Raw genomic sequence first — 19,807 nt, 5'->3', positions numbered from 1 at the left:
CACAGCGGGGGCGGGGGCGCTCGCTGGGCGGCCAGGGCTGTCCACAGGCGGGGGTGCGGGCTGCCGTGGGTGTCGGTTCGATTCGCAGGGGATGTGGGCGGGTGCCGGTTCGATCTGCAGGGGATCCGGGGACCGGACGTCAGCGGCAAGCGGAGGAAGGGGCTTTCCCGGGCGGATCACCTGCAGATCGTGCATCCACCTGCAGATCGTGCATCCGCCTGCAGATCGTGCATCCACCTGCAGATCGCGCAGGAGGGCGGTGGAAGGGCAGCGGTCGCGGAGCCGGCGGCCCGCGCCCGCCGTCACCGGAGGGGAGGACACGGAGGGGTGGCCTCCCGGTCCGGCTCTAAGAGGGGGGTTCCCGAGAACCCGCCGAGAGATAGCGTCGGCCGCGACTCCGGTCCACGACACGCGGTTCAGCGTCGGGCTCCCGCTCGCGCCCGACGTCGCAGCGTCTCCCCTCCCCTCTCGCGCGCAGCGCGGCACATCCGGAAGCAGCCCAGTGACCCGCAGAAGAACAGTCCTGAGCTGGAGCGCGATCGTCACGGCGCTCGCGCTGATCGCCGGCGGCGCCCCGGCGGCGTCCGCGACGCAGTCCGCGACCGAGTCCGTCCCGCTGAGCCGCTACATCGTCCGCACGACGGGCGTCGCTGCCGCGGGGACCGCCGCCGCCGCCCTGCCGCTCGACCGGATCCTGCACCGCTACAGCCGGGCGCTGAACGGCTTCGCCGCCGAGCTCACAGGCACCGAGGTCGCGGCCCTCCGCCGACTCCCGTCGGTCGTCGACGTGACGGCCGACGGCGAGACCCGAGCGAGCGCGGAGCAGTCCGACCCGGCCTGGGGCCTCGACCGGCTCGACCAGCGCGCGACGACCGGCGACGGCGTGTACCGCTACTCGACGACGGGCGCCGGAGTGACCGCCTACGTCCTCGACACCGGCGTGCAGGCGAGCCACGACGAGTTCGGCGGGCGGGTGAGCGGCGGCTACGACGTCGTCGAGGACGACGCCGACGCGCTGTCCGACTGCAACGGTCACGGCACCCATGTCGCGGGCACCATCGGCGGAGCGACGTACGGCGTCGCCAAGGACGTCGCGATCGTGCCGGTGCGCGTCTGGAACTGCTCCGGGCAGGGGACGTGGAGTGACATGATCGCCGCGATCGACTTCGTCATCGGCACGCGGACCGGACCGTCGGTGATCAACATCAGCGGAGGCGGCGGCGCGTACGCCCCCGTGGACGAGGCCGTGGAACGGGCCGTCAGCAGCGGGATCCCGGTGATCGTCTCGGCGGGCAACAGCACCGCGGACGCCTGCGCCGCGAGCCCCGCACGCACTCCGAACGCCCTCACGGTCGGCGCGACGGAGCCGGACGACAGCCCCGCCTACTACTCGAACCACGGCCCGTGCCTCGACGTCTGGGCGCCCGGATCGTCCGTGCTCTCGGCGGCTCCCTGGTCCGACTCCGCCACCGCGGTCCTGAGCGGGACGTCCATGGCCGCGCCCCACGTCACGGGCGTCGTCGGCCGCCTCCTCCAGGCCGAGCCCGCCGCGACCCCGGCGCGACTGGCCGCGCTCGTGACCTCGAGCGCCACGTCGGCGGTCCAGGACACGAACGGATCCACGAGTCGCCTCCTCTACGCCGAAGGCGTCTCCACTCCCGCGACCCCGACCGCCGTCCGCGCGATGGCCGGGGCGGCCGACCGCACGGCGACGCTGACCTGGGCGCCCCCGGCATCCGACGGCGGCTCGGCGATCACCGGGTACCGCGTCTCGCGGACCGGGACGGATGCGGCGGGCAACGGCCCCTGGTCCACCGTCGTGCCCGCGACGGCGCGCTCCCAGCGCTTCACGGATCTGGTGGCCGGGTCGTCCTACGAGCTGAGCGTCCGGGCGATCAACGCCCTGGGAACCGGAGCGATCGGATCGGCGGCCGTCACCGTTCCGCGGGTCACCGTCCCGGGCGCGCCGACCGGCGTCTCCGCGAGCCCGAACGACACCGCGCGGTCCGCCGTGCTCAGCTGGTCACCGCCCCTCGCCGACGGCGGCTCGCCCGTCACCGGCTACCGGGTCGCGCGGGACGGCACCGACGCCTCGGGCGCCGGAGCGTGGTCCACCCTCCTGCCGGCCACGGCGCGCTCGCAGACGTTCACGAACCTCCGCGCGGAGACGGGCTACACCCTCACCGTGCAGGCCGTCACCGCGATCGGGACGGGGTCCGCCTCCAGCGCGACCGTCCGCCTCGCGCCGACCGCCCGCCTCACCTCCGTCACTCCCACGATCACGGGAACCGCGCGAGTGGGCTCCACCCTCACCGCGGCCCCGGGGGCCTGGGGACCGGCTCCGGTGACCTACGCCTACCAGTGGCGGGCCGACGGCTCCCCGCTGAGCGGAGCGACCGCCGCCACATACCGGCCCTCGAGCGCGACGCTCGGCACGGTGATCACCGTCACGGTCACCGGGACCAAGACCGGGTACGCGGCGGCGAGCCGCACCTCCGCGGCGACCGCGGCCGTCGCCTCCGGCACGCTCACCACGGCCACGCCGGCCGTCACCGGCACCGCGAGGGTCGGCTCCGTCCTCACCGCCGTCCCCGGCGCGTGGGGACCAGCTCCGGTCTCGTTCACCTACCAGTGGAAGGCCGGTGGAACGGTGCTGTCCGGCGCGACGGGCAGCACTTACACGCCGTCCAGCGCCACCGTCGGGAAGACGATCTCGGTCACCGTGACCGGAGCGAAGCCGGGCTTCACCACCGCCGTCCGCAGCTCGAACGCCACCGCGGCCGTGGTCTCCGGCACCCTCGTCGCGCCCACGCCGACCGTCAGCGGCACCGCGAAGGTGGGCTCGCTCCTCACCGCGAATCCCTTCGCCTGGGGCCCGGCGCCGGTGACCGTCTCGTACCAGTGGCGCACCAACGGGACCGCGATCAGCGGCGCCGTCTCGTCGACCTACCGCCCGACCACCGCCACCGCCGGCACGAGGATCACCGTCACGGTGACCGGGAGGAAGACCGGATACGCGACGGCGGCGCGCACGTCGGCGGCGACGACGGCCGTCGTCCGGTAGCTCGACCCGTCCACGTCTCAGCACGGCCGCGCCCTCGAGGCCCGCGACCTCGTCCTCGTCGGCGGGGTCGGCCGTGGTCGCCCGTCTCCGAGCGCCTCGTCCGCGCCGCGACGCGCACTCACGCCGGCATCGACTTCGGCGACGGGCTCCACGGCGGCGGACAGTTCGGGATAGTGGTCTCGGACGTCCCGGTGCACACGTGAGCGCACGCGACCCCTCCCTCCCCTCGAGACCGGATCTCCTCGATGCGGAGCGTCGAGGACGCGACGCTCCCGACGTGTCCGACTCCGACCACCCGAGTTCCGCCCCAGCACAGAATGTACGGATATGCCGAATCCCCTCGCACCCGACACCGACGTCGTCCCGAACCGTCCTGCACGACCCGATCCGAGTCGGAGGGACGCCTCGCTGAGGAAGCGGCTCCTCGCCGGCCTCGGCCTGGCGGTGGCCACCGGGGCGCTCCTCACGGGCTGCACCGGTACGGGCCAGGAGACGGCGGCCACCACGACGGGCGGCGGCGACCTCACCTACGCCGTCGTCACCCACTCCGGAGCCGGCGACGCCTTCTGGGACCGGGTGAAATCCGGAGCGGAAGCGGCCGGAGCCGACTACGCGGCCACCGTCACCTACACCTCCGACCCCGACCCGGCGAAGCAGTCGCAGCTCATCGACAACGCGGTCGCGCAGGACGTCGACGGGATCGTCGTCTCGATGGCCAACCCCGACGGCGTCCGCGACAGCGTCGAGAAGGCCGTCGCGGCGGGCATCCCCGTCGTCACGATCAACTCCGGCATCGAGCGCTCGGCCGAGTTCGGCGCCCTCACGCACATCGGCCAGAGCGAGACCGTGGCCGGCGAGGCCGTGGGCACCCGGCTCGCCGACGCCGGCCTCACCACCGCGCTGTGCGTGATCCACGAGGCGGGCAACGTCGGCCACGAGGAGCGCTGCAAGGCCGCCGCGAGCACCTTCGGCGGCACGATGACCAACCTGCAGGTCGACGGCACCAACGACGCCGAGGTCAAGGCGACGATCAAGTCCAAGCTGCAGGCCGACCCGTCCATCGACGCAGTGCTGACCCTCGGCGGCCAGTACGCCATCGACGCGGTCGGCGCTGTCGAGGAGTCGGGCAGCAGCGCGCAGATCGGCACCTTCGATCTCTCGGAGGACGTCGTCTCGGCGGTCGAGGCCGGCAGCGTCCTCTTCGCGGTCGACCAGCAGCCGTACGTCCAGGGCTTCCTCGGCGTGACCGCGCTCGAGCTCTACGCGACCACCGGCACCGTCATCGGCGGTGGACAGCCCGTCTACTCAGGACCGGCCTTCGTCACCGAGGACAACGCGGCCGAGGTCGCGGAGTTCGCCGCCGACGGCACCCGCTAGAGCCCGACCCCACGGGGGCCGGTGCATCCGGCCCCCGTCCCGTCCCCCGAATCAGGAGTCCCCGTTGACGACAGACCTCGTGACGATCACGACGAGGCCCCGCCTCGAGCGGCGTCCCCTCCGCACGATCCTCGCCAGGCCCGAGACCGGCGCCTTCGTCGCGGCCCTCGCCGTGCTGGTGTTCTTCTCCCTCTACACCCCGCAGTTCCTGAGCCTCGCCGGAGCCGGCGTCTGGCTCGAGTCGGCCTCCACCTTCGGCATCATGGCCGTCGCCGTCGCCGTGCTCATGATCGGCGGCGAGTTCGACCTCTCGGCCGGAGTCATGACCGGGTTCTCGGCGCTGATCGTCGGCATCCTGACCACCCACTACGGGCTGAGCATCTGGGTCGCCGTCCTCGTCTCGCTCGTCGTCTGCCTCGGCGTCGGCGCGCTCAACGGCGTCCTCGTGATGAAGACCCGGCTCCCCAGTTTCATCGTGACCCTCGGCACCTTCTTCGCCCTCGCCGGCATCGACCTCGCCGTCACCAAGCTCATCACCGGCCAGGTCGCGATCCAGGGCATGGCCCGGGTCCCCGCGTACGACTCGATCCAGCCGCTCTTCGGCGCCTCCCTCCGGATCGGCGACGGCACGTTCTACGTCTCGGTGCTCTGGTGGTTCGTCGTGACCGCGGTGGCCACCTGGCTCCTGCTGCGCACCCGCGCCGGCAACTGGATCTTCGCCGTCGGCGGCGCCCTCGACTCCGCGCGCCAGGTCGGCGTCCCGGTCTTCAGGACCAAGATCGGCCTGTTCATGGGGACGGCCGGAGCGGCGTGGCTGGTCGGCATGATCTCGCTCTTCCGCACCTCGACGGTGCAGGCGAACACCGGCGTCGGCCAGGAGTTCATCTACATCATCTGCGCGGTCGTCGGCGGCTGCCTGATGACCGGCGGCTACGGCTCCGCGATCGGCGCCGCCCTCGGCGCGCTGATCTACGGCATGGTCTTCCAGGGCATCACCTTCGCCCAGTGGGACACCGACTGGCTGAGGACGATCCTCGGCGGCATGCTGTTCGCCGCGGTCCTCCTGAACAGGTTCGTCCGCACACGAGCAGGAGGCGGGCGATGAGCACCGGCACCGCAGGACCCTCGACCGGGCGACCGGCCACCCCGGTCGGCACGCCCGTCGTCGAGGTCAGGGACATCGGCAAGAGCTACGGAGCCGTCACCGCGCTCGCGGGGGTCTCGACCACCGTGAACGCGGGGCAGGTCACCTGCGTGCTGGGCGACAACGGCGCGGGCAAGTCGACCTTCATCAAGATGCTGGCCGGCGTCCACGCGCCCAGCGAGGGCACGCTGCTGCTCGACGGCGAGCCGATCACGTTCGCCTCGCCGCGCGCGGCCCTCTCGGCCGGCATCGCCACGGTCTACCAGGACCTCGCGGTCGTGCCGCTCATGCCCGTCTGGCGGAACTTCTTCCTCGGCTCCGAGCTGACGACGGGCGCCGGTCCGTTCCGCCGCCTGGACGTCACGTCGATGAAGCAGATCACCGTCGACGAGCTCGCCCGCATGGGCATCGACCTCCGCGACGTCGACCAGCCCATCGGCACCCTCTCGGGCGGTGAGCGCCAGTGCGTCGCGATCGCCCGCGCCGTCCACTTCGGCGCCCGCGTGCTGATCCTCGACGAGCCGACCGCCGCGCTCGGCGTCAAGCAGTCCGGCGTGGTGCTGAAGTACATCGCCCGCTCGCGCGACGAGGGCCTCGGAGTGGTGTTCATCACCCACAACCCGCACCACGCGTACCCGGTCGGCGACCGCTTCCTCCTCCTGAACCGCGGCACGAGCCTCGGCACCTTCGAGAAGAGCGAGATCTCGCCGGCGGAGCTCACCGGCCTGATGGCCGGCGGCGCCGAGCTCGACTCGCTGGCGCACGAGCTGCAGCGCGAGATGCCCGATTCCCCGGTGGCCCGCGAGGTCGCCGCCGAGGCCGGGGTGGCCACGACGCCCGCGGGTCCGCCCCGGGCCTGACGAACCACCCCTCCGCGACGGATCCGTCCCGAAGGGCGGTCCGGCAGCCGTGCGCGTCGCTCATCCGGCGCGAACGGCCGCAGACCACGCGCACACGCGACCGTCGGTGCTGGATCGAGGCGCGCAGCAGAGCGGCCGCGACCGACCAATCCGCGCGGGGCCGATCCGGCGAGAACGGCCGCCCGATCGCGACGGAAGCAGCCATTCGCGACGGATCGGCGCCGCTCACCCGCTCCGCGACGACCTCCGGCGGACGCCGGAGCAGAGTGGTCAGAGCCGCCCGAGCACCGCGATGTCCTCGAGGAACTCGGCGTTCACCTCGGCCGACACGGTCGCGCGGGTCGCGGCGATCGCCGTGACGTAGTCCTCGAGCGACGGGCCGCGCGCCGCGTCCGCTCCCGCGTAGACCGCGTGCTCGAGCGCCGACTGCGAGGCCTTCCGCGCCGCGTACTCGATGTCGGCGGGCGAGAAGCCCTCGGTCGAGGCGACCAGCACCCCCACGTCGACGCCGTGCGACTCCGCCGGGATGTAGCGGCGCCAGATCGCGGCACGGGCCTGCGCGTCCGGCAGCCCGATCGGGATCACGTAGTCGAAGCGGCCGTGGCGGAGGAAGGCGGAGTCGAGGGAGCGGATGAAGTTGGTCGCGCAGATCAGCAGCCGATCGCTCTGCTCGCGGAACGCGGGGATGATCTTCAGCAGCTCGTTCGTCACCCCCTGCGTCGGCGAGGGCGGCTCGCCCTGGCGGTGCGACGCGATCTCCTCGACCTCGTCGATGAAGACGACGGCGCGCTCGAGCTCCGACACCGTGAGGAACGTCTCGCGCAGCGCTCCCGCGAGGCCCTTCGGGTCGGCGGCGAGGCGCGAGGGGAACACCTCGACGAACGACCACTCCAGCCGTGACGCGATCGCCTTGGCGAACGTCGTCTTGCCGGTGCCGGGCGGGCCGAACAGGACCACCGAGCGCGGCGGAGCCACTCCGAAGCGCTCGGCGAGCTCGGGCCGCGCGAGCGGCATGACCAGCCGGCGCTCGAGCAGGTCCTTCTCGGCGGTCATCCCGCCCACCTGGTCCCAGAGGCCCCGCGGCAGGACGCGCCCGCCGAGCTCGGCCAGCAGGGTCAGCTCCTCGCGCTGCACCGGGATCCGCCGCTCGAAGTAGTGCAGGTTCTGCTTCTGCTCGAAGCCCTGGCGGAGGAACGCGCCGGTGCGCGTCTCGGCCGCCGGCATCAGGGCCGACAGCTTCGACACCCCGGTCGGCGCCATCCGCGCCTCGAGGGCGGCGAGGAGCGACGACCCGATGCCGCGCCCGCGCGCCTCCGGGGCCGTCGCGAGGAACACGACCCAGCCCTGCGCGTGCGCGGCCCGGCCGACCGCGGCGCCGACCACGTGATCGCCCTCGACGGCGACGACCGCGTGGTCCTTCGCGCACGAGGCGAGCACCTCGGCCAGGTTGTAGACGGGCTCCGCGTCGGCGGCCGTGACGAGCTCCCACAGGCGCAGGATCCCGTCGACGTCCTCGGCGTGGTGGTCGCGGATGCGCCAGCCGGTCATGCCGCTCCCTCCGCGGCGTGCCGGGGCAGCCGATCGCGGTCGTAGGTGATGGTGCTGTAGCCGTGCGGCTGGGGCGCGCCGTTCTCGTCGAGGCTGACGAAGACGATCCGGTCGATCGCCAGGATGCTGCGGCGGGTGACCATGTTGCGCACCTCCGCGCGCATCGTGAGCGACGTGCGGCCGAAGCCGGTCGCGCGCAGGCCCATCTCGATCAGATCGCCCTGGACGGCGGAGGAGACGAAGTCGATCTCGGAGATGAACTTCGTCACGGCACGGGGATTGCCGAGCTGGAGGATCGCGTAGATCGCGGCCTCCTCGTCGATCCAGCGGAGCAGGCTGCCGCCGAAGAGGCTGCCGTTGGCGTTCAGGTCCTCCGGCCGCACCCAGCGGCGGGAGCGGAACGTGATGTCCTGCTCGTCGGTGTCGCGGGTCACGGCGCGGGCCGGATCAGATCGCGGGCAGGAGCACGTCGCGCACGAGCGCGTCGAGCTTCGCGTCGGCCTCGAGGAACTGGCGCAGCGTCCGGCGCACGGCGCCGAAGTCGTCGAAGTCCTCGATGGTCATGCCGTCCTCGAAGTAGGCGCGGTGGAACTCGGGCACGCGCTCGAGCAGCGTGTCGAGGATCTCGGGCGCGACCGGGACGTCGATGCGGTGCAGGTCGACGGGCAGCTCGTTCTCGTTGATGAGCACCTGCCACTCGAAGGGCGGGGAGACGACGAGGTCGCCGCCGACCAGCTCCGACCACTGCAGGTGGTTGCGGAACGCGGCCGAGAGCACGCGCGACCGGTAGCCGCGCTCCTGGAAGATGCGGTACGCCTCCTTGAGCGCGGCGACGCCGGCCCACTCGAGGACGCCCGGGTCGACGAGGATGCGGTTCGCGGCGACGCTCGCCTTGAGCCAGTCGTCGAGTCGGCCGCCCATGATCGTGACGACCGAGCCGAACTCGCGCTCGGGCTCGCCGTCGGCGGTGCGGCGGTCGAGGCCGCGCTCGATCGCCTCGGCGACGGCGACGGCTTGAGCCACCGTGAACGAGACGGTCGCGTTGATGCTGACGCCGCGGTAGGTCGCCTCCTCGATGGCGCGGATGCCGTTCGCGGTCGCGGGGATCTTCACGATGATGTTCTCGGCGAGGTTCGAGAACCGCACCGCCTGCTCCACGAGCGCATCGACGTCGCGGTGCAGCCGCGGATCCGTCTGCACCGAGAGACGGCCGTTGCGTCCGCCGCTCTCGCGGAACGCGGGCAGCAGGAGGGACGCGGCCTGCACCGAGAGCTCCTCGATCGCGAGCCAGCCCAGCTCGCTCTCGCCGGCGGTCGGGTGCTCGAGGGCGAGCTCGGCGAGGCGGGGGCCCCAGACGTCGAGGTTGCGCTGGATCGTGGTGAACGCGATCACCGGGTTGCAGGTCGCGCCGACGGCGCCGAAGCTCAGCGAGCGGGCGAGCTCGATCGGGTCGGCGGAGTCGTTCCAGAGGCTGGTGGGGCTGCCCTCGGCGGCGGTGCGCAGCGGGAGGGTGGTGGTCGCGGTCTCGCTCAATGTCTTCTCCGATGAAGGTGCGGCGCGGAGCGCCTGCGGGCGGAATAGCGCCAGCATAACTCCTGACGTCAGATTGTCCGAACAAACTGCGGAAAAAAAGCGAGCGAGGGTGACATGGCCACCCTCATGTAAGCCCTACTATTGACAGGACATCCCTACGTCCTCGAGGAGTTCACCATGGCCCAGGCCGAGCAGACCCTGCCCGTCGAGCTGTTCCTGGGGCTCGACCGGTCCAGCCCCGTGCCGCTGTACCACCAGATCGCGACCCTCCTCGAGAGCGCGATCCTCGACGAGACGCTGCCGGCCGGAGCCCGCCTCGAGAACGAGGTGGCGCTGGGAGCGCGCCTGGGCCTCTCGCGCCCGACGATCCGCCGCGCGATCCAGGACCTCGTGGACAAGGGCCTGCTGGTCCGGCGCCGCGGCATCGGCACGCAAGTCGTGCACGGCAAGGTCACGCGCAACGTCGAGCTGACCAGCCTGTACGAGGACCTCGAGCGCACGGGCCAGAAGCCCGCCACCGAGGTGCTGACATCCTCGATCGGAGTCGCCGACGAGACCGCCGCCGAGGCGCTCGGAGTCGCACCCGGCAGCCCCGTCGTGCACCTCAAGCGTCTGCGCACCGCCGACGGTGTGCCGATCGCGATCCTCGACAACGTGCTGCCCGCCGACTTCACCGACCTGGACCTCTCAGCGCTCGAGAACCACGGTCTGTACCAGCTGCTGCGCGCCCGCGGAGTGACGATGCGCGTCGCGAAGCAGCGGATCGGGGCGCGCGGGGCCACCTCCTCCGAGGCCCAGCTGCTCGATCTGCGCAAGGGCGCCGCGGTTCTGACCATGTCGCGCACTGCGTTCGACACCTCGGGCCGCGCCGTCGAGTTCGGTCAGCACTGCTACCGCCCCGACCTCTACTCGTTCGAGGTCACGCTCGTCGACCGGTAGCCGGCGCGAGCACGATGAAGGGGGCCCCACAGGAGGCCCCCTTCATCGTCTGCGGTGGAGGTCAGCGGCGCACGGGCTCCACCACCTGGATCGCCTGGGTGCGGAAGTCGGTCTCGATGTCCTCGAGCGAGCGCCCCTTGGTCTCGGGGACGGCCTTGAAGACGAAGAACAGCGACACGAGGTTGATCGCCACGAAGAGCGCGAAGGTGCCCGTGGATCCCAGCGCGGCGTTCACGATCGGGAACGCGAACGAGATGACGGCGTTGACGGTCCAGAGCACGAACACCGCGATGCCCATCGCGAAACCGCGGATCGCGAGCGGGAAGATCTCGGAGAGCAGCAGCCACACGCAGGTGCCGATAAAGCACTGCACGAAGGCCACGAAGAGCATCATCGCTGCGAGGATCAGGTAGCTGACCGCGTCGGACTGGGGCAGCGTGAAGACGATCGCCAGCAGCGCCTGCGCTCCGACCACGCCCGAGAACCCGATGATGAGCATCTTCCGGCGGCCGATGTAGCCCAGCAGCACGATGCCGAGGATCGTCGTGACCACCGACGTCACGCCCACTCCGATGGTCGCCACCAGCGCGGCGCTCACCCCCAGTCCGCTGCTCTCGAGGATCGTCGGCGCGTAGTAGTTGACCGTGTTGATGCCCGTGGCCTGCTGCACGGTCGCCAGCCCGCAGCCGACGTAGAGCAGTCGCCGCATCCAGCGGTTCTCGCGCAGGTCGCGCAGGGCGCGGCCCTTCTCCTTGCCGGCGAGGCGGGAGGACTCGGCGATCTCGTCGTACTCCCGGGCCGACTCCTCCGGCTCGCGGCTGAGGTCGAGGATCCGCTTGGAGTCGGCCAGGCGACCCTGGATCGCGAACCAGCGCGGCGACTCCGGCAGCACGAGCATGCCGATCAGCAGCGCGATCGCGGGGATCGACGCCACCGCGAGCATCACGCGCCACACGCCCGTGTCCTGGATGAGGGCGTCCAGCAGGGCGTTGATGGCGAACGCGGCCATCTGACCGGTCACGATCATCAGCTCGTTGATGGTGACCATGCGGCCGCGGCGGTTCGCCGGGGCCATCTCGGCCAGGTACAGAGGCACGGTGACCGCGGCGGCGCCGACTCCGAGGCCCAGGACGACGCGGGCGAGGATCATCAGCGGCACGTTCGGAGCCAGCGCGCAGCTGATCGCCCCGATCAGGAAGAGCACGCTGCAGACCAGGAGCGTTCCGCGGCGGCCGAGCTTGTCGGCGAGGCGGCCGCCGATCAGGGCGCCTCCCGCCGCACCGGGGAACAGGAGCGAGGAGACGACCAGCGCCTCCTCGACCGAGCTCATCTCGAGCGCGTCCTTCATGTAGAGCAGAGCGCCGGAGATGACGCCGGTGTCGTAGCCGAAGAGGAGACCGCCGAGGGTCGAGATGATGGTCAGCCGCGTGAGGTAGCCGCGGGACGCACCCTGGCGCCGAGCGGGAGGTGCTGATGACAACGACATTGTTCGTCCTTTGCTGAGAAGTCGGACCGCAGGCGGGGACGGCGGCGTCGGGGCCGGGGGTTGCACAGCCGATCGCGGGGAGTCGCCTCGGGCGAGTGCCGCCAGTGTAGGCATCGGCAGCACTTAATGTCCAGACATTATGCTTTGGCTTACATCGAGCGGCGACGACGCTGCCCCGGGGGAAGAGGGACCCATGCGCATCGGACTCGTCGGCTACGGCACGGGCGGCCGCTTCTTCCACGCTCCCTTCCTCCGCGTCGCCGAGGGGGTCGACCTGGCCGGCGTCGTCGCCCGGTCGCCCCTCCGGCGCGCCCAGGCCGAGCAGGAGCTCCCCGGGGTGCCCCTCTTCAGAAGCCAGGCCGAGCTGCTGGCGGCGGGCGTCGACGCCGTCACGATCACCACCCCGCCCGAGACCCGGCGCGAGCTCGTGCTCGAGACGATCGCCGCCGGTGTGCACGTGGTGGCCGACAAGCCGTTCGCACCGACCGCGGCCGACGGGCGCGCCCTCGCCCAGGCCGCCGCCCGCGCCGGAGTGGTGCTGAACGTGTTTAACAACCGGCGCTTCGACGCCGACGTCCGCACCCTCGAGGCGGTCCTCGCCTCCGGTCGCCTGGGCGAGGTGTGGCGCGTGAGCTCCCGCTTCGACCTCGACGACGCCGACGGGCTCGACCGCGGGCCGTTCGGCGGGATGCTCCGCGACGTCGGCAGCCACGTCGTCGACCAGATGCTCCACCTGCTCGGCCCGGCAGCGCGCGTGACCGCGCGGCTGGACCACGTGGGCGAGCCCGGCGCACGGACCGACGCCGGCTTCCTCGTGACGCTCGACCACGTCGGCGGCGCGACCTCGAGCATCTCCTCGAGCAAGCTGCACCACCTCAGCCAGCGCGAGCTCGTCGCCTACGGATCGCTCGGCGGCTACCGCTCCGACGGCACCGATGTGCAGGCGCAGGCGGTCTTCGCCGGACGCCGACCCTCCGACGATCCGGACGGCTGGGGGTACGAGAGCGAGGACCGCTGGGGTGTCCTCTCGACCGCCGCGGGGACCGAGCGCGTCCCCTCCGAGAAGGGCGACTACGCCGAGTTCTACCGGAGGTTCGCCGCGGCGATCGAGGATTGCGGGCCCGAGCCGGTGCCCGCACTCGAGGCCGTCGCGACGCTGGAGGTGCTCGACGCGGCCCGCGAGAGCGACCGCCTGGGCCGCACGGTGGCGCTCGCCGAGCAGGGTGCCGACTGCGCGTGACAGCGGAGGCGTTCTGCTGTAACGTCGTGCATATGTCAGCACAAAGCCTGACTGCTCCACCAGGATCGCGATCACCGCGACGACGACGAGACGCCCGGGACGACACCGGGCAGGAAGTTGTACAGCGAAGTATGACCGAGCACAGCGAGGCGAACGCGCCCTTCGACCTGATCACCATCGGGCGCTCCGGCGTCGACATCTACCCGCTCCAGGACGGCGTGGGCCTCGAGGACGTCGAGACCTTCGGCAAGTACCTCGGCGGCAGCGCGGCCAACGTCACGGTGGCGGCCGCGAAGCACGGCCTGAAGGCCGGCATCATCACCCGCACCGGTGACGACCCGTTCGGACGCTTCGTCTCGCGCGAGCTCGAGCGACTCGGCGCCTCCGCCCGCTTCGTCCGCACCGTGTCGGGACTGAACACTCCGGTCACGTTCTGCGAGATCTTCCCGCCGGACGACTTCCCGCTCTACTTCTACCGCGCGCCCAAGGCGCCGGACCTCGTGATCAACGTGAACGAGCTCGACCTCGACTCGATCGCCCGGGCCCGCATCTACTGGTCCACCGTCACCGGCCTCTCGGAGGATCCGAGCCGCACCGCGCACCACACGGCCTGGGAGGCGCGCGGCCGCCGCCCGCTCACGATCCTCGATCTCGACTACCGCCCCATGTTCTGGAAGTCGCCCGAGATCGCGCGCCGCGAGGTGTCCCGCGCGCTCGAGCGCGTGACCGTCGCCGTCGGCAACCGGGAGGAGTGCGAGATCGCCGTCGGCGAGACCGACCCGCACCGCGCCGCAGATGCGCTGCTCGACCGGGGCCTCGACCTCGCGATCGTCAAGCAGGGGCCGCGCGGCGTGCTCGCCAAGACCCGCGACGAGACCGTCGAGGTCGCCCCCTACCCCGTCGAGGTGGTGAACGGATTGGGTGCCGGCGACAGCTTCGGCGGCGCCCTCAGCTTCGGCCTCCTCCAGGACTGGTCGCTCGAGGAGGTGCTCCGCTTCGCGAACGTCGCCGGGGCGATCGTCGCCTCGCGCCGCGAGTGCTCCACCGCCATGCCCACCACCGACGAGGTCGCCGACATCGTGAGGAGCATCTCGAATGTCCCTGCCTGACACCCTCTCCGCGCTCGACTTCACGTCGCTGCGCGAGATCCGCACCACCGCTCCCGAGACCGTGCTGCCGCGGGTGCGCGACCGCGCCCGGCGGCCGCTGCTCGCCGAGGACGGCAAGCTCTTCATCGTCGCCGCCGACCACCCGGCGCGCGGCGCCCTCGGCGTCCGCGACGACCCGACCGCCATGGCCGACCGCTACGAGCTGCTCGCCCGCCTCGTCACCGCGCTCGAGCGGCCCGGTGTGGACGGGGTGCTCGGCACGCCCGACATCATCGAGGACCTCGCGCTGCTGGGCGCCCTCGAGGGCAAGGTCGTCGTCGGATCGATGAACCGCGGCGGCCTCAAGGGCGCCCGGTTCGAGATGGACGACCGCTTCACGGGGTACGACGTGCCGAGCATCGTGGCGTCGGGGATCGACTTCGCGAAGCTGCTCATCCGCATCAACCTCGCCGACTCCGCCACGGTCGCGACCATCGAGGCCACCGCCCGCGCGGTCGACGCCGCAGCAGCCGCGCAAGTGCCGATCATGCTCGAGCCGTTCCTCAGCCGCTGGGCGAGCGGCGCCGTGCAGAACGACCTCTCCCCCGAGGCCGTGATCACCTCGATCGCCATCGCCGCCGGCCTGGGGAACACCTCGGCGTACTCGTGGCTGAAGCTCCCGGTCGTCCCCGAGATGGAGCGGGTGATGGCGTCGACGACGCTGCCGACGCTCCTCCTGGGCGGCGACCCCACGGGCAGCCCCGACGAGACGTACGCGTCGTGGGACGCGGCGCTCGCGCTGCCCGGCGTCCGCGGCCTGGTCGTCGGCCGCACCCTCCTCTACCCGGCCGACGGCGACGTCGCGGCCGCTGTCGACACCGCCGCCGCCCTCGTGCACGGCTGACCCGCCCCCGATTTCGAGAAGAGAAGCAGGAACCATGTCCGAGACCACGGGGACCACTCCCCTCCACCAGCTCCCCGTCGTGCCGCACTGGATCGACGGCCGCGAGTCCCCCTCGACGTCGGGCCGCACCGCTCCCGTCTTCGACCCGGCGCTCGGAGTCGCGACCAAGGAGGTCGCGCTGGCCGACGACGCCGAGATCGAGGCCGCCATCGCCTCGGCGAAGGCCGCGTTCCCGGCCTGGCGCGACCTGTCGCTCGCCAAGCGCCAGCAGATCCTCTTCCGCTTCCGCGAGCTGCTCGAGGCCAAGAAGGGCGAGCTCGCCGACATCATCACGTCCGAGCACGGCAAGGTCGTCTCGGACGCGCTCGGCGAGATCACCCGCGGCCAGGAGGTCGTGGAGTTCGCGACCGGCCTCGCGCACCACCTCAAGGGCGAGTACTCCGAGCAGGTCTCCACCGGCGTCGACGTGTACTCGACCAAGCAGCCGCTCGGCGTCGTCGGCATCATCTCGCCGTTCAACTTCCCCGCCATGGTGCCCATGTGGTTCTTCCCCATCGCGATCGCCGCCGGCAACACGGTGATCCTCAAGCCGTCCGAGAAGGACCCGACCGCCGCGATCTGGATGGCGCAGCTGTGGAAGGAGGCCGGTCTCCCCGACGGCGTCTTCACGGTGCTCAACGGCGACAAGCAGGCCGTCGACGGACTGCTGACCCACCCCGACGTCCGCTCGATCTCGTTCGTCGGATCCACTCCGATCGCCCAGTACGTCTACGAGACCGGCACCAAGCACGGCAAGCGCGTGCAGGCCCTCGGCGGAGCGAAGAACCACATGCTGGTGCTGCCCGATGCGGATCTCGACCTCGTGGCCGACTCCGCCATCAACGCCGGCTTCGGCTCCGCGGGCGAGCGCTGCATGGCGATCTCGGTGGTCGTCGCGGTCGAGCCCGTTGCCGACGAGCTCATCACCAAGATCCAGGACCGCGCCGCGAAGCTGCGCATCGGCGACGGACGCCGCGGCTGCGACATGGGCCCGCTCGTCACCGAGGTGCACCGCGACAAGGTCGCCTCGTACATCGCGATCGCCGAGGAGGACGGGGCCGAGGTCGTCATCGACGGCCGCGGCATCGAGGTCGACGGCGACCCGAACGGGTTCTGGCTCGGCCCGACCCTGCTCGACAAGGTCCCGACCACGTCGCGCGCCTACACCGAGGAGATCTTCGGACCGGTGCTGTCGATCGTCCGCGTCGGCACGTACGAGGAGGGCGTCGAGCTGATCAACGGCGGTGCGTTCGGCAACGGCACGGCGATCTTCACGAACGACGGAGGAGCGGCCCGCCGCTTCCAGAACGAGGTCCAGGTGGGCATGATCGGCATCAACGTCCCGATCCCGGTCCCCGTCGCGACGTTCTCGTTCGGCGGCTGGAAGTCGTCGCTGTTCGGCGACACCAAGGCCCACGGCGCGGAGGGCGTGCGCTTCTTCACCCAGCAGAAGGCGATCACGTCGCGCTGGCTCGACCCGAGCCACGGCGGCATCAACCTGGGTTTCCCCCAGAACTGAGCCGCCCTGCTGGAGCACGGGGATCTCGATACGCCCGCTCCGCAGGCTACTCGATCAGCAAGCAGCAGCCGCTGGTCGAGTAGCCGCCGCAGGCGGCGTATCGAGACCCACCAGCTCCCGACTCCCACCCCACCCCCTCCACGGAAGGACCCGCACATGACCACGCAGAACGACTGGGTGTTCCCCCGCGGCGCCCTCGCGCGCGAAGGGTGGGAGTCCGTCGTCGACGACTCCCGCGCGGGCTGGCAGCACACCGGCCTGCGCGTCGCCGACCTCGCGGCGGGTGTCGAGCTCGAGCTCCCCGCCGACGGCGTGGAGCGCCTCGTCGTCCCCCTGTCCGGATCGTTCACGATCCGGCACCAGAGCTCGGGCCCGTCGGAGACCACCCTGCTGGAGGGTCGGGTCTCGGTCTTCGACGGTCCGAGCGACGTCCTCTACCTCTCGAGCCTCGCCTCCGCGACGCTCGAGGGGGAGGGGCGCGTCGCCGTGGCCGAGGCGCCCACCACCGAGGTGCACCCGAGCCGCCACATCACCCGCCCGGAGGTGCCCGTCGAGCTGCGCGGCGCCGGCCGCTCGAGCAGGCAGGTGCACAACTTCGGCACGCCGCAGTCCCTCGAGGCCGGGCGCTTCATCGTGTGCGAGGTGATCACCCCGGCCGAGAACTGGTCGAGCTACCCGCCGCACAAGCACGACGAGCTCGTCCCGGGCCGGGAGTCGCGCCTCGAGGAGATCTACTACTTCGAAACCGCCGTCTCGAAGGGCCTCGACGCCCCGGAGCAGGCCGACCCGTTCGGATTCCTCCGCACCTACTCCTCCCCCGCGGGCGAGATCGACGTGCTGGCCGAGGTGCGGACGGGCGACATCGCCCTTCTCCCGTACGGCTGGCACGGCCCCTGCGTCGCGGCCCCCGGCTACGACCTGTACTACCTGAACGTGATGGCGGGGCCCGACCCCGACCGCGTCTGGCACATCTCGGACGACCCGGCCCACGGCTGGATCCGCGCCACCTGGGAGGGCCAGGACGTCGATCCGCGCCTCCCCTACGAGCGCCGCTCCGACGACCGCTGACTCCCCCACCCTCGACGAAGAAGGACACCCTGCACATGAGCACCACGAGGCGGATGACGGTCAGCCAAGCGCTGATCGAGTTCCTCGCGAACCAGTGGACGGTCGACGGAGACCACCGCGAGCGCACCATCGCCGGCACGTTCGGCATCTTCGGGCACGGCAACGTCGCCGGCATCGGCCAGGCGCTGAAGCAGTTCGAGGCCGAGCAGCCCGGCGTCATGCCGTACCACCAGGCCCGCAACGAGCAGGCCATGGTGCACCAGTCGGTCGGCTGGGCGCGCATGCGCCGCCGCCGCTCCACCTTCGCCAGCGCCGCGTCCGTCGGCCCGGGCGCCGCGAACATGCTCACCGGAGCAGCCCTCGCCACCACGAACCGCCTGCCCGCTCTGCTGCTGCCCAGCGACACCTTCGCGACCCGCGTCGCGGATCCGGTGCTGCAGCAGATCGAGCTGCCGCACGACACGAGCGTGCAGGTCACCGACGCGTTCCGCCCGCTCTCGCGCTTCTTCGACCGCGTCGACCGCCCCGAGAAGCTGTTCTCGATCGCCCTCGCGGCGATGCGCGTGCTGACCGACCCGGCCGAGACCGGCGCCGTGACCATCGCGCTCCCCGAGGACGTCCAGGCCGAGACGATCGAGGTGCCGGAGGAGTTCCTCGCGCCCCGCGAGTGGCACGTGCGCCGTCCGCTGCCCGAGAAGGGACCGCTGGCGCGCGCCGTCGAGGCGATCCGCTCGGCGAGGAACCCGATCGTCGTGGCGGGCGGTGGAGTGATCTACTCCGGCGCCGAGGACGCCCTCCGCGCGCTGGTCGAGGCCACCGGCATCCCGGTCGGCACCTCGCAGGCCGGCGGCGGCTCCCTGAACTGGGACCACCCGCAGTACCTCGGCGGCATCGGGGCGACCGGCACCACCGCCGCGAACCGCCTCGCCGCGCAGGCCGACGTGGTCATCGGAGTCGGCACCCGCTACTCCGACTTCACCACCGCGAGCCGCACCGCCTTCCAGAACCCCGACGTCACGTTCGTCAACGTCAACGTCGCGTCGTTCGACGCCTACAAGCACGGCTCGCAGCTGCCCGTCATCGCCGACGCGCGCGAGGCGCTCGAGGCGCTGCAGGGCGCGCTCGAGGGCTGGCGCGTGAGCGAGGACTGGGCGCGCACCGCCGCCGAGGAGAAGGGCGCCTGGGACGCCGCGGTCGACCGCGCCTTCGCCCCCTCCGGCCTCGAGCTGCCCGGTCAGACCGAGATCATCCACGCCGTGCAGTCGGCCTCCGACCCGCGCGACGTCGTGATCCAAGCCGCCGGCTCGCTCCCCGGCGATCTGCACAAGCTGTGGCGGGTGCGCGACAGCCTCGGCTACCACGTCGAGTACGCCTTCTCGTGCATGGGCTACGAGATCGCGGGCGGGCTGGGCGTGCGCCGCGCGGCTCCCGACCGCGACGCCATCGTGATGGTCGGCGACGGCTCCTACCTGATGCTGCACACCGAGCTGGTGACCGCGGTGGCCGAGGGGCTCAAGATCATCGTGGTGCTCATCCAGAACCACGGCTACGCGTCGATCGGGCACCTCTCCGAGACCGTCGGCTCCGAGCGCTTCGGCACGTGGTACCGGTACCAGGACGAGCGCGGGCTGTTCCAGGGCAACGACGTGCTGCCCGTCGACCTCGCCGCGAACGCGCGCAGCTACGGAGTGGACACCATCGAGGTCCAGCCCGGTCCGGACGCGATCGCGGACCTCCGCGCGGCCGTCGCCGCCGCCAAGGCCTCCGAGACCACGACGCTCATCCACATCCACAGCGACCCGCTGCTCTACGCCCCCGACGGCGAGGGCTGGTGGGACGTCCCCGTCTCGGAGGTCGCCACGCTCGACTCGACGATCACGGCCCGCGAGGCCTACGTCGAGCAGCGCCGCCTCCAGCGCCCCCTGCTCGGCTGACTCTCATCCCCTTCGACGCCGCACCGACGCCGACAGCACCGACTCCGATCCGCACCGACCACGA

15 protein-coding genes are annotated in these 19,807 nt (G+C 71.8%); 11 read left to right on the top strand and 4 right to left on the bottom strand.

Features of this window, described 5'->3' with window-relative positions:
• Positions 1-502: 502 nt before the first annotated feature.
• From ASF48_RS00960 to ASF48_RS00945, 4 genes are all read left to right on the top strand, one after another.
• Positions 503-3,064: a S8 family serine peptidase gene (locus tag ASF48_RS00960; protein ID WP_055785029.1), complete on the top strand. Its 2,562-nt coding sequence runs from the start codon at positions 503-505 to the stop codon at positions 3,062-3,064.
• Between the two features lie 327 nt (positions 3,065-3,391).
• Positions 3,392-4,441, top strand: a complete 1,050-nt coding sequence (locus ASF48_RS00955) for a substrate-binding domain-containing protein (RefSeq protein ID WP_235577164.1) — start codon at positions 3,392-3,394, stop codon at positions 4,439-4,441.
• A 64-nt stretch (positions 4,442-4,505) separates the two neighbouring features.
• Positions 4,506-5,546 carry an ABC transporter permease gene (locus ASF48_RS00950; protein WP_055785026.1) on the top strand — a complete coding sequence of 347 codons (1,041 nt, stop codon included), beginning with the start codon at positions 4,506-4,508 and terminating at the stop codon, positions 5,544-5,546.
• Positions 5,543-6,445, top strand: coding sequence for an ATP-binding cassette domain-containing protein (locus ASF48_RS00945; protein WP_055785024.1), 903 nt, complete (start codon positions 5,543-5,545; stop codon positions 6,443-6,445). The genes ASF48_RS00950 and ASF48_RS00945 overlap by 4 nt, the downstream gene beginning before the upstream one ends.
• Positions 6,446-6,715: 270 nt before the next feature.
• Here ASF48_RS00945 and ASF48_RS00940 read toward each other — a convergent pair whose 3' ends face one another.
• Genes ASF48_RS00940 through ASF48_RS00930 form a run of 3 tightly spaced genes read right to left on the bottom strand, consistent with a single transcriptional unit; the run spans position 6,716 to position 9,526 of the window.
• Positions 6,716-7,993, bottom strand: coding sequence for an ATP-binding protein (locus tag ASF48_RS00940; protein ID WP_055785022.1), 1,278 nt, complete (start codon positions 7,991-7,993; stop codon positions 6,716-6,718).
• A complete protein-coding gene (locus ASF48_RS00935) occupies positions 7,990-8,427 on the bottom strand; it encodes an acyl-CoA thioesterase (RefSeq protein ID WP_082480892.1) in 438 nt (145 codons plus the stop codon). The genes ASF48_RS00940 and ASF48_RS00935 overlap by 4 nt, the downstream gene beginning before the upstream one ends.
• 13 nt (positions 8,428-8,440) lie before the next feature.
• Positions 8,441-9,526 (bottom strand): transaldolase family protein, encoded by a 1,086-nt coding sequence (locus ASF48_RS00930; protein ID WP_055785018.1) that lies wholly within the window; start codon positions 9,524-9,526, stop codon positions 8,441-8,443.
• Positions 9,527-9,703: 177 nt separating this feature from the next.
• Between ASF48_RS00930 and ASF48_RS00925 the strand changes: the two genes are divergently transcribed.
• A complete protein-coding gene (locus ASF48_RS00925; protein ID WP_055785014.1) occupies positions 9,704-10,465 on the top strand; it encodes a GntR family transcriptional regulator in 762 nt (253 codons plus the stop codon).
• Between the two features lie 61 nt (positions 10,466-10,526).
• Here ASF48_RS00925 and ASF48_RS00920 read toward each other — a convergent pair whose 3' ends face one another.
• On the bottom strand, positions 10,527-11,951 hold the full coding sequence (locus ASF48_RS00920) for a sugar porter family MFS transporter (RefSeq protein WP_055785011.1): 1,425 nt from the start codon (positions 11,949-11,951) through the stop codon (positions 10,527-10,529).
• 193 nt (positions 11,952-12,144) lie between these two features.
• Here ASF48_RS00920 and ASF48_RS00915 point away from each other — a divergent pair, with 193 nt between their 5' ends.
• From ASF48_RS00915 to iolD, 6 genes are all read left to right on the top strand, one after another.
• A complete protein-coding gene (locus ASF48_RS00915; protein ID WP_055785008.1) occupies positions 12,145-13,191 on the top strand; it encodes a Gfo/Idh/MocA family protein in 1,047 nt (348 codons plus the stop codon).
• Positions 13,192-13,322: 131 nt separating this feature from the next.
• Positions 13,323-14,300: a 5-dehydro-2-deoxygluconokinase gene (gene iolC, locus ASF48_RS00910; protein ID WP_055785005.1), complete on the top strand. Its 978-nt coding sequence runs from the start codon at positions 13,323-13,325 to the stop codon at positions 14,298-14,300.
• Entirely contained in the window at positions 14,287-15,183 is an 897-nt protein-coding gene (locus ASF48_RS00905) for a class I fructose-bisphosphate aldolase (RefSeq protein WP_055785002.1), read from the top strand. The genes iolC and ASF48_RS00905 overlap by 14 nt, the downstream gene beginning before the upstream one ends.
• Positions 15,184-15,217: 34 nt before the next feature.
• Positions 15,218-16,741 carry a CoA-acylating methylmalonate-semialdehyde dehydrogenase gene (locus ASF48_RS00900; RefSeq protein WP_055784999.1) on the top strand — a complete coding sequence of 508 codons (1,524 nt, stop codon included), beginning with the start codon at positions 15,218-15,220 and terminating at the stop codon, positions 16,739-16,741.
• Between the two features lie 156 nt (positions 16,742-16,897).
• Entirely contained in the window at positions 16,898-17,809 is a 912-nt protein-coding gene (gene iolB / locus ASF48_RS00895; protein ID WP_055784996.1) for a 5-deoxy-glucuronate isomerase, read from the top strand.
• A 35-nt stretch (positions 17,810-17,844) separates the two neighbouring features.
• Complete coding sequence (gene iolD, locus ASF48_RS00890; protein ID WP_055784985.1) at positions 17,845-19,743, top strand: 3D-(3,5/4)-trihydroxycyclohexane-1,2-dione acylhydrolase (decyclizing); 1,899 nt, start codon at positions 17,845-17,847, stop codon at positions 19,741-19,743.
• Positions 19,744-19,807: the final 64 nt, after the last annotated feature.

The sequence above is a fragment of the Rathayibacter sp. Leaf299 genome, assembly GCF_001423055.1.
GTDB classification, from domain to species: Bacteria; Actinomycetota; Actinomycetes; order Actinomycetales; family Microbacteriaceae; genus Rathayibacter; species Rathayibacter caricis.
The sequence above is the reverse complement of the archived record's forward strand: the minus strand, read 5'-3'. Positions and strand labels throughout refer to the sequence as shown.

Excerpts from the sequence above, each read along its gene's own strand:
- iolB (WP_055784996.1), top strand. The coding sequence starts at position 16,898 with ATGACCACGCAGAACGACTGGGTGTTCCCCCGCGGCGCCCTCGCGCGC.
- ASF48_RS00940 (WP_055785022.1), bottom strand. The coding sequence starts at position 7,993 with ATGACCGGCTGGCGCATCCGCGACCACCACGCCGAGGACGTCGACGGG.
- ASF48_RS00945 (WP_055785024.1), top strand. The coding sequence starts at position 5,543 with ATGAGCACCGGCACCGCAGGACCCTCGACCGGGCGACCGGCCACCCCG.
- ASF48_RS00915 (WP_055785008.1), top strand. The coding sequence starts at position 12,145 with ATGCGCATCGGACTCGTCGGCTACGGCACGGGCGGCCGCTTCTTCCAC.
- ASF48_RS00920 (WP_055785011.1), bottom strand. The coding sequence starts at position 11,951 with ATGTCGTTGTCATCAGCACCTCCCGCTCGGCGCCAGGGTGCGTCCCGC.
- iolD (WP_055784985.1), top strand. The coding sequence starts at position 17,845 with ATGAGCACCACGAGGCGGATGACGGTCAGCCAAGCGCTGATCGAGTTC.
- ASF48_RS00925 (WP_055785014.1), top strand. The coding sequence starts at position 9,704 with ATGGCCCAGGCCGAGCAGACCCTGCCCGTCGAGCTGTTCCTGGGGCTC.
- iolC (WP_055785005.1), top strand. The coding sequence starts at position 13,323 with ATGACCGAGCACAGCGAGGCGAACGCGCCCTTCGACCTGATCACCATC.
- ASF48_RS00900 (WP_055784999.1), top strand. The coding sequence starts at position 15,218 with ATGTCCGAGACCACGGGGACCACTCCCCTCCACCAGCTCCCCGTCGTG.
- ASF48_RS00905 (WP_055785002.1), top strand. The coding sequence starts at position 14,287 with ATGTCCCTGCCTGACACCCTCTCCGCGCTCGACTTCACGTCGCTGCGC.
- ASF48_RS00955 (WP_235577164.1), top strand. The coding sequence starts at position 3,392 with ATGCCGAATCCCCTCGCACCCGACACCGACGTCGTCCCGAACCGTCCT.